This is a genomic window from Mitsuaria sp. TWR114 (genome assembly GCF_007997345.1).
Window position 1 is genome coordinate 1 of sequence record NZ_VOSR01000318.1, and the last position, 8,130, is coordinate 8,130.

Here is an 8,130-nt window from a genome sequence, read left to right on the forward strand (position 1 = left end):
CGCCGCGTGCGCGCCCGGCGTCGCGAGCAGCTCCTGCGGCAGGTCCTTGGCCTCGACCACCAGGCTGGGTGCCATCACGCTCAGCCAGTGGCAGATGTTCTCCAGCTGCCGCACGTTGCCCGGGAAGTCGAAACCGACCAGGCGCTGCAGCGCCGCCTCGGACAGCCGCTTCGGCTCGACGCCCAGCTCGCCCGCGCTGCGCTGCAGGAAGTAGCGCGCCAGCAGCGGCACGTCCTCGCGGCGCTCGCGCAGCGGCGGCAGCCGCAGGCGGATCACGTTCAGGCGGTGGAACAGGTCCTCGCGGAAGCGGCCTTCCTTGACCAGCGTCTCCAGGTTCTGGTGCGTGGCCGCGACGACGCGCACATTGGCCTTCTGCGGGCTGTGGCCGCCGACGCGATAGAACTGGCCATCGGACAGCACGCGCAGCAGCCGCGTCTGCAGGTCCAGCGGCATGTCGCCGATCTCGTCGAGGAAGAGCGTGCCGCCCTCGGCCTGCTCGAAGCGGCCGCGCCGCGTCGCCTGCGCGCCGGTGAACGCGCCGCGCTCATGGCCGAAGAGTTCCGACTCCAGCAGGTCCTTGGGGATCGCCGCGGTGTTGATCGCGACGAACGGCCCTTCCGCGCGCGGGCTGTGCTTGTGCAGCGCACGCGCCACCAGTTCCTTGCCCGAGCCCGACTCGCCGGTGATCAACACCGTCACGTGGCTCTGGCTCAGGCGGCCGATCGCGCGGAAGACATCCTGCATCGCCGGCGCCTGGCCCAGCATCTCGGGCATCTGCACCTGCTCGGCCTCGCCGACCGCCTCGCGCTGGCTCTCCTCCTGCGCGCGCCGGATCAGCTCGACCGCGCGCGGCAGGTCGAAGGGCTTGGGCAGGTATTCGAAGGCCCCGCCCTGGAAGGCGCTGACCGCGCTGTCCAGGTCCGAGTAGGCCGTCATGATGATCACCGGCAACCCCGGCAGCTGCTTCTTGACCGTGGTCAGCAGCTCCAGGCCGGAGCCGCCCGGCATGCGGATGTCCGACACCAGCACTTGCGGCGTGTCGTCCTCCAGCGCCGCCAGCACGTCGCGCGTCTGGCTGAAGCTGCGCACCGGCAGCCCTTCGCGCGTCAGCGCCTTCTCGAGAACAAAACGGATCGAATGGTCGTCGTCAACAATCCAGATCGACTTCATCTATGGCTCCCCTTTTCCCCGTTGTCGACTTGTGGCCGCGGCTCAGGGCAAAGGCAGGGTGATTCGGAAATCGGTCCGGCCCGGCTGGCTGTCGCAGTCGATCATCCCCTGGTGCTGTTGGGCGATCGTCTGCGCCAGCGTCAACCCGAGACCGGAACCGCCATCCCTCCCCGAAACCAGCGGAAAGAAGATGCGGTCCTTGATCTCCTCGGGCACGCCCGGGCCGTTGTCCTCGACATGCAATTCCAATGCCAAGCGCCAGCGCTGCTTGCCGATCGTCACCTGCCGCGCGACCCGCGTGCGCAGGGCGATGACCGCATCGCCGGCGGCGATGCGCTCGTGCAGCGCCTGCGCCGCGTTCTGGACGATGTTGAGCACCGCCTGGATCAGCTGCTCGCGGTCGCCGCGGAAGTCGGGCAGCGAGATGTCGTAGTCGCGCTGCAGCGTCAGCCCGCGCGGGTACTGCGCCAGCACCAGCGAGCGCACCCGCTCGCAGATCTCGTGGATGTTGACGTCGCCCACCACCTGCGCGCGCCGGTGCGGCGCCAGCAGCCGGTCCACCAGCGACTGCAGCCGGTCGGCCTCGTGGATGATGACCTCGGTGTATTCCTCGAGCTCGCCCCACAGGTCGGTGGGCTGCAGCTCCAGCGCCAGCAGCTGCGCCGCGCCGCGGATGCCGCCCAGCGGGTTCTTGATCTCGTGCGCCAGGTTGCGCGTCAGTTCCTTGATCGAGTGGACCTGGTCGAGGTTGCGCTCCTCGCGGTCCTGGCGCGTCTGCTGCGCGTTCTCGATCAGCTCGATCACCAGCCGCTGCGGATCGTCCGTCTGGCTGACGATGACATGCACCGGCAGCAGGTCGTCATGGGTGCGCGGCCCGCGGCGGATGGTCGCGTCGAAGCGCGAGCTGGAGAAGGCGTTGCGGCTGACTTCCTCCAGCGCCTCGACCAGGCGGCCGGTGTCGGTGAACCACTCCAGCAGGTTGCTGCCCTGCACCGCGCGGCGCGGCAGGTTGAACAGCGTCTCGACCGCGGTGTTGGCGAACTCGCAGGTGCCGTCGGGACGGACCACGGCGACCAGCGTCGCCAGGAGATCGAAGCACGCGAACGGCTCGTCGGGTGAAACGGGGGTAACGGGTTTGGGATTCATGCGGTGTCGCCCTCGTCGCCGTCGTCGCCAATGACGCGCGACACCGCGGCGCTGCTTCCCGCCGATCCCCGTTCAGAGGTTGGGCGGCGGCAGCTTCGCGAGCTCGCGCTTGATGGCCTGGACGTCGGCCTCCTGGCGCGAGACGGAGGCCTTGAGCTCGGTCGTGCGGTCCAGGTACTTCTGATAGTTGCGCTCGTCGCCACGGCGCTCGGGCTGGCCGTTGTTGTACTCCTGCTGGAGCTTGGCGAGCTTGCCTTCGGCCTCGCGCAGTTCCTGCTCGAGGATGCGGCGGCGATCGTCGTCGCGCACGCGCTGGTCCTTGGCATCGACCTTGAGGTCACCTTGCGTCCCCGAGGCCGACACCGTCGGCGTACGCGGCTTGACCGGCGCGATCACCGAGATCGGCGTGCCCTCGATGCTGCGGCAACCCTTCTCGGCGGCCTCCTTCGCGGACAGCGCGTCGGTGTACAGCACCGGCGGTCCGGGGCAGCGGTACACCACGCCCTGCGCCCCGGCAGGCCCGGCGGCCATGGCCGCCATCGCGACCAGCACCAGCGCCGGCCATTCCCGTCCCACCCGCTTCTTCTGCAGCGTCATCTGCATTCCCTGCTTCCAACTGACCAGAGCCGGGAGGCATTGTGACGCAATCGGTCGCCAATGGGCATGGCGCCATGCGGAAGCGCTGTTGCCAGGTGTAGGGCTGTGGAGCGTCGGACACGCCGCGGCAAAGGAAAAGGGACGGCCATGGCCGTCCCTGCGCGCGGTGGCAAGCGTGCGGAGCGGGCCGTGCCTGGGCGGTCATGGCGCGCTCCGCGCTTGCGATCACAGCGAGTAGTACATGTCGAACTCGACCGGGTGGGTGGTCATGCGGAAGCGCTGGACTTCCTGCATCTTCAGCTCGATGTAGGCATCGATGAAGCTGTCGGTGAACACGCCGCCCTTGGTCAGGAACGCGCGGTCCTTGTCCAGGTAGTCCAGCGCCTGGTCCAGCGAGTGGCAGACGGTCGGGATCTTCGCGTCTTCTTCCGGCGGCAGGTGGTACAGATCCTTCGTGGCGGCTTCGCCCGGATGGATCTTGTTCTCGACGCCGTCCAGGCCCGCCATCAGCAGCGCGGCGAAGCACAGGTAGGGGTTGGCCGAGGGATCCGGGAAGCGCGCCTCGATGCGGCGGCCCTTCGGGTTGGCGACGTAGGGGATGCGGATCGAGGCCGAGCGGTTCTTGGCCGAGTAGGCCAGCTTCACCGGGGCTTCGAAGCCGGGCACCAGGCGCTTGTACGAGTTGGTGCCGGGGTTGGTGATGGCATTGAGCGCGCGGGCGTGCTTGATGATGCCGCCGATGTAGTACAGCGCGAAGTCGCTCAGGCCGGCGTAGCCGTCACCGGCGAACAAGTTCTTGCCGTCCTTCCAGACCGACTGGTGCACGTGCATGCCCGAGCCGTTGTCGCCGACGATGGGCTTCGGCATGAAGGTGGCCGTCTTGCCGTAGGCGTGCGCGACGTTCTGGATGATGTACTTCTGCAGCTGCAGCCAGTCGGCGCGTTGCACCAGCGAGCTGAACTTGGTGCCGATCTCCATCTGGCCGGCGTTGGCGACCTCGTGGTGGTGGACTTCGACGGGGATGCCCATCTGTTCCAGGATCAGGCACATCTCCGAGCGCATGTCCTGGCCGCTGTCGACCGGGGGCACCGGGAAGTAGCCGCCCTTGACGGTGGGACGGTAGCCGCTGTTGCCGTGCTCGTAGTCCTTGCCGGTGTTCCAGGCGGCTTCTTCCGATTCGATCTTCACGAACGAGCCGGACATGTCCACGTTCCAGCGCACGCTGTCGAAGATGAAGAACTCGGGTTCCGGACCGAAGTAGGCGGTGTCGCCCAGGCCGGAGGACTTCAGGTAGGCCTCGGCGCGACGGGCCAGCGAGCGCGGGTCGCGCTCATAGGCCTTGCCGTCGGTCGGGTCGATGACGTCGCAGGACAGGATCAGCGTCGGCTCTTCGAAGAAGGGGTCGATGTTGGCCGTGTTCGGATCCGGGATCAGCAGCATGTCCGAGGCTTCGATGCCCTTCCAGCCGGCGATCGAGGAGCCGTCGAAGGCATGGCCCGACTGGAACTTGTCCTCGTCGAAATGGGAGACGGGCACGGTCACGTGCTGCTCTTTGCCGCGGGTGTCGGTGAAGCGGAAGTCGACGAACTTGACTTCGTGCTCCTTCACCATGTTCATCACGTCGGCGACGGTCTTGGTGGCCATCAATCACTCCTAGGGGGGCTGGATGAGAAAGAAAGAGTCGTGGGGCTTCGGCCCAGCGCGGACGATTTAGCAGTTTGCATGCCAGCGGATGGCAATCCGGTGACAGCCAGGCGCCAGACCGGTGCATGAGGCGCAAGCCCTTGATGCCGAACGCGCCACACGAGGGCAATGCCCGTCGTTCAGAGCGCAGCGGCGCCTGGGCGATCTGCGCCTGATCCGGACCGAAGCCCGAATCGGTGCATCATCGCACCAACTCGGTGCCGATGACAGCACCAAATTGGACAACGCCCGCGCGCAGGGCCTCGTAGGCGGCGTCCATGGCCGCCGCATCGCCCTTGACGCCCAGTTCGATGTGGCGACCCCACTGCGGGTGATCGACGCTGGGCAGCGAGAACACCTTGATGCCGGGGAACTCGGATTCGATCCGCTCCATCAGCGGGGTCAGGCTGGCTTCCATGGCGCCCTGGACGATCAGCGAGCGCTCGCGCGTGCCGACCGCGCGGTGCAGCTCGGCATGGCGGTGGTCCAGCACCCACTCGATCATCGGATGGGCCATCACCGGGAAACCGGGCACGAAGTAGGCCGTGCCGACCGAGAAGCCGGGGATCTTGTTGTACGGATTCGGAATGATGGCCGCGCCCTGCGGGAACACGCCCATCTCCATGCGACGCAGGGTGTCGGGGTGCTCGCGCTCGGGCGTCGTGCCCTGCTCCGCCGCCATCTGCTGGACGCGTTGCCAGATCAGTTCGGCCGCCTCCGGATGCAGCTCGAGCGGCCGCCCCAGCGCCGCGGCGGCGGCCTGGCGCGTGTGGTCGTCGGGCGTCGCGCCGATGCCGCCGCAGCTGAAGAACAGGTCGCCGCTGGCGAAGGCGGCCCGGTACTCGCGCACCAGTTGCTCCCGGTCGTCGCCCAGGTACTTCGCCCAGGCCAGCGACAGGCCGCGCGCGCCCAGCAACTCGATCACCTTGGACAGGTGCTTGTCCTGGCGCTTCCCGGACAGGATCTCGTCGCCAATGATGAAGAGGCCGATGTTCATGCGGGTTCCTGCGAAAACGTGGGAGCGAAGAAGGCGATGAAGACGAAGGCGATCGCGGCGCTCGCCGCGTCGGCCGGCTTCAGAGCGGCGAAGGCCGGTTCTCGATCGCGGGCGGCGGCGTGGGGTCCTCGGCGTCCCGGGGCGGCGCCGTCGCATAGTTGGCGGGCAACGCGTCCATCACCGGATCGGGCGCGCGTTCGGCGCGGGTGTCGGCGCGGCGCATCTCCTGCAGCGCGGCCAGCGCGTAATGCGAGAACCACAGCGAGCTGAAGGCGAACACCAGCGTGTAGAGCCAGACCGACACCAGGATTAGCACCGGCGCGAAGGCGATCGTCAACGCGCCCATCGCCCAGATCGCCGCCGGCGCCGCGCCGAGGTAGCCGGTCGCCAGGCCCAGCAGCAGCAGCGGCAGCCGGTGCTCGGCCAGCAGGCGGCGGCGCTCGGGCGCGGACGCGTGCTCGGCCAGCACGTCGAAGGTGAACACGCGATACCCCAGCCAGCCCCAGATCAGCGGCGGCAGGATCAGCGCCAGCGGCGGGATCAGCCAGAACGGCAGCGACGCCACCAGCAGCACGACGCACAGCAGCGTGTGGCCCAGCGACCAGCTCAGGCTGGCCACGAAGCCGGCGCCGCGCTTGCGCTCCAGCCCCGCGAAACGGCGCTGCGCGACCAGGTCCACCATCGACGGCGTCATCAGCAGCGCCACCAGCAGCAGGCTCAGCACGACCAGCGCCGGCACGGCCATCGCCAGCACGATGATCGGCGCGAGCACCGTGCGGAAGGACGCGGCGCCGAGGCTGTCCAGCCACTTGAGCAGGCCGTCGATCAGGCTCCAGGACTCGAGCGTCGCGCGCACGCCGGCGACGGCGGCTTCCCAGAAGAAGTAGCCGAGCCCGAACGCGAGCGCCGCCGACACGATCAGCGGCAGCAGCGACAGGCCGATCACCCGCGGATGCAGGCAGTACGCGGCCGCCCGCCAGAACGCGTCCGCGATGCGGCTCATCGGCTTGATCATCCCTGGTTCCCTCCAGCCGGCGCCTGGCCGGCGATGTCCATCGTCGCGCCGCCGGGCGGCAGGGCGCCGCCTCCGGGCGCGGCCGCGATCTTGTCACGTCCGGCGAGCCGCTTCAGCCCCAGCCACTGCTGGGCCCAGAAGCCGCGGCCGTAGTCGCGGCCGCCCTCTTCCGGCAACTGGTCGCGCACGCCGGTCGGGTCCCAGCGGTCCTCGAAGTTGGCGGTGCGGAACAGCACGTCCCAGATCGGGAACATGACCGCGAAGTTGTGGCCGCCCAGCGTGCCGCGACCGAAGCCTTCATGGCCGATGCCGATCGAGTGATGCAGGCGGTGGAAACGCGGGCTCACCAGCAGGCGCTCGCCGATCGCGCCGAAGCTCAGCCGCAGGTTGGCATGCTGCAGGTTCTCCAGCAGCTGCGAGATCGCGACCAGCGCGACGAACTGGCCGGGCCCGACGCCGATCAGCACCGCGGTCAGCGCGACCGCGCTGTCGATCAGCAGGTCGTCCAGCAGGTGGTTGCGGCTGTCGCTCCACATCGTCATCTGGCGCTGGCTGTGATGCAGCGCATGCAGCGCCCACCACCAGTGCCATGAATGCTGCGCGCGATGCAGCCAGTACTGCAGCAGGTCGAAGGCCACCAGGTACAGCACGAAGCTGACCCAGGCCTGGTCGGTGACGCCAGGCCAGATCGCGTCGAGCTGGAAGGACGGCAGGCCGAGCATGCGCATCTCGCCGACCAGGCTGTCGACCACCGGATCCAGCGAGAAGAACATCGCCAGCCGGAACACGCCCAGCCGCTGGATCAGCGTGTAGACGATGTCGATGCGGATCGCGTCGCGATCGGTAACCGCCTCGGCGGGCCGCCAGCGCTGTAGCGAGCCGATCACCGCCAGCATCACGACGATCTGGATCAGGCCCACCAGCAGCCAGCCGGTCGCGTCGAACGCGTCCTCCAGCAGGTTGCCGTAGCCCAGGTGGAAGACGACCGGTTGAATGACGCTCTCGAACAGCGCCTGCTGCGCCTGTGCGAACAGATCGGTGAGCCAGTCCATCACGCTGTCGGTCCTTCCATGAATCGGTGGATCGCGTCCGTGCCGCCCGCGCGCCTCAGCGCTTCAGGGCGTCCTTCGGCCCCGCGGGCCCGGGGGTCGCCGGCACGACCGGCAGGCCCGCCGGAACGCCAACCGGCACGCCGCTCGCGGCCGCCTTCGCGACCGCTTCCTGCGGCCGGCGCATCCAGGCGACGTAATCCGGATGATCGCGCAAGGGCGCGAAGCACATGCCCCGGGATTTCAAGCCTTGCAGCAGCGGCTCCAGCACCGCCGGCGCCCACGGGTCCTGGCGCGACCAGATGCCCAGGTGCGCCATCAGGATGTCGCCCGGCTTGACGCGCCGCAGCGCCTGGTCGAGCAGCGCGGGGTTGGGGTACTTGTCGCTGGGCAGTTCGTCGCCGAGGAAGCCGGAGGCGCTCCAGCCCACGTGCCGGAATCCGCAGGCCTGCGCCGCCGCGAGCAGCGCCGGC

Annotated in this window: 7 protein-coding genes and 1 pseudogene; all 8 read right to left on the reverse strand. The window is 68.8% G+C overall.

Annotated features, from left to right (window positions below; all coding sequences use genetic code 11):
* On the reverse strand, positions 1–1,170 hold a 1,170-nt coding region (gene ntrC / locus FUT87_RS12970; protein WP_147241285.1), incomplete at its 3' end, for a nitrogen regulation protein NR(I).
* Between the two features lie 42 nt (positions 1,171–1,212).
* Entirely contained in the window at positions 1,213–2,316 is a 1,104-nt protein-coding gene (gene glnL, locus FUT87_RS12975) for a nitrogen regulation protein NR(II) (protein WP_091734093.1), read from the reverse strand.
* A gap of 72 nt (positions 2,317–2,388) precedes the next feature.
* Positions 2,389–2,913 carry a hypothetical protein gene (locus FUT87_RS12980; RefSeq protein WP_147241286.1) on the reverse strand — a complete coding sequence of 175 codons (525 nt, stop codon included), beginning with the start codon at positions 2,911–2,913 and terminating at the stop codon, positions 2,389–2,391.
* 225 nt (positions 2,914–3,138) lie between these two features.
* Positions 3,139–4,557 (reverse strand): type I glutamate--ammonia ligase, encoded by a 1,419-nt coding sequence (glnA, locus tag FUT87_RS12985; protein WP_147241287.1) that lies wholly within the window; start codon positions 4,555–4,557, stop codon positions 3,139–3,141.
* 241 nt (positions 4,558–4,798) lie between these two features.
* On the reverse strand, positions 4,799–5,593 hold the full coding sequence (locus tag FUT87_RS12990) for a molybdopterin-binding protein (RefSeq protein WP_147241288.1): 795 nt from the start codon (positions 5,591–5,593) through the stop codon (positions 4,799–4,801).
* Between the two features lie 79 nt (positions 5,594–5,672).
* Positions 5,673–6,608 carry an EI24 domain-containing protein gene (locus tag FUT87_RS12995; protein ID WP_255511806.1) on the reverse strand — a complete coding sequence of 312 codons (936 nt, stop codon included), beginning with the start codon at positions 6,606–6,608 and terminating at the stop codon, positions 5,673–5,675.
* On the reverse strand, positions 6,605–7,660 hold the full coding sequence (locus tag FUT87_RS13000; protein WP_147241239.1) for a sterol desaturase family protein: 1,056 nt from the start codon (positions 7,658–7,660) through the stop codon (positions 6,605–6,607). Before FUT87_RS13000 ends, FUT87_RS12995 begins: the two co-directional genes overlap by 4 nt.
* Before the next feature lie 55 nt (positions 7,661–7,715).
* Positions 7,716–8,130 (reverse strand): annotated as a pseudogene (locus FUT87_RS13005) (hypothetical protein); the annotation flags it as partial.